This window comes from Parabacteroides sp. AM17-47, from assembly GCF_003434625.1.
GTDB classification, from domain to species: Bacteria; Bacteroidota; Bacteroidia; order Bacteroidales; family Tannerellaceae; genus Parabacteroides; species Parabacteroides distasonis.
The window spans coordinates 1-1,545 of sequence record NZ_QTLI01000060.1 but is presented as its reverse complement, the minus strand read 5'-3'; the positions used below and the strand labels follow the sequence as shown (position 1 = coordinate 1,545).

Genomic DNA, 1,545 nt, shown 5'->3' with positions numbered 1-1,545 from the left:
TGTCTTTTCCTGATTTATCTAGACACTTTTTTTGTTTATAAACGTAATCAGTAGACAGTAGTTATAAAGTAATACTGATATAGTAGTCACTTCTTTTAACTTCATACTGATAACATAGACACATTACCTCTGGGCCGAACAGAGCCCTTCTGAGAGATTAGTTGTTCGGCTTTGCAAAGCTATCGTATCCCTCTCTTTCTCGTTACTTTTCACGGGTTTTCTTTTATTCCGCCACATTTTTATTTGCGTTTCCTTCTCCCCGTGCACTATGCCCGGGGTTTTATAACCGACACTCATGTGCGGTCGGCGGTAGTTGTAGAAGTAGATGTAGCGCTCTATCACGCTCGCGGCACGCTCGATGGTCTCGAACAGCCCTTGCCTATAGAGGCGTTCCACTTTAATTATCCCATTGATACGTTCCGCCACGGCATTGTCCGTGGGCTTGTAGTCTTCCGTCATGCTGATGGCAATGCCATGCCGCCGAAGGCGCTCCACGTACGCGTCGCAACAATACTGCACGCCACGGTCAGAGTGGTGTATCAGGCCCTCCAGATTTTCACTCCCTGTCATCTCAACGGCCTGGTCTATGGCCTGCCGCAACGCCTCAAGCGTGGCTGAGGCACGCAAGCTATCAGCCAGTACCCATCCCACTATCTTATGGGAATAAGCATCCGTGACCAGATGCAGGTAACAGACGTCTCCGCCGGCAAGCGGTATATAGGTAATATCGCTAACCCACAGTTGATTGGGAGAGGTTGGGACAAAGCCCTTTATCAAGTTCTTCCACTTATGGTAACGATGGTTGGAATTGGTTGTGCCCCTGGCTTTGCGGGGAGGAAGCATCAGGCGGTGTCGACGAAGCAGCGTGTAGAAGCTGTCGCCACCGGGCATGAACCTCTCTCCGAAGAGGGCGGTGAGCATGATCCACAGCTTGTAACCACCGATACCGGGATCCTCGCCACGTATCTCACGTACGGTATCCAGCATGAGACGTTCATTCTTCACATGGCTCCCAATGTCAGCCTTGGACTGGTAATAGGCTTGACGACAATGGCCAAACAGACGGCAGGCTGGCGCTACTTTCATCTTGCGAAGCCTGACCAGTTCCGTTACTATTTGGCCCCAGGTTTTTTTCTGATGGGAATGTTAAAATACTCTTCCGCACGCGTGATCATTAAATCACGGGCCTCGGTTTCCAACCGGGAGAAGGCAAGGGCCTTCTCCAACTCCTTAACACGCTTCTTGAGTCGCGCGTTTTCATCATGGTAATCCTCTTTGCTTCGATCGCTCATATCCGTAGGGGCTTGACACGGAGCCAAAGATACCTCTTTTACCACTGATTCATACTTCGCCAGCCATTTATTTAACAAAGTTATCCCACTAATACCATGTTGTTTGCAAAAACTGGTTTTGCTCATGCCGGATTGATAATAAGAATGAAGAAGATGCAATTTCTCTTCTTCGCTGTAATGCTCATGTTTTTTGCGCATAATAATTACACATTTTATTGTTATTGAATGTGTCTACCTATATCAGCATAAGACA

At 48.0% G+C, this 1,545-nt stretch carries 2 protein-coding genes; both read right to left on the bottom strand.

Annotated elements, in window-relative coordinates; translation table 11 throughout:
* Positions 1-123 precede the first annotated feature (123 nt).
* The gene (locus tag DW205_RS21980; RefSeq protein ID WP_005862366.1) at positions 124-1,086 is read right to left on the bottom strand and encodes an IS3 family transposase; all 963 of its coding nucleotides are present in this window, start codon (positions 1,084-1,086) and stop codon (positions 124-126) included.
* 26 nt (positions 1,087-1,112) lie between these two features.
* A complete protein-coding gene (locus DW205_RS21975; RefSeq protein ID WP_005862367.1) occupies positions 1,113-1,490 on the bottom strand; it encodes a transposase in 378 nt (125 codons plus the stop codon).
* Positions 1,491-1,545: the final 55 nt, after the last annotated feature.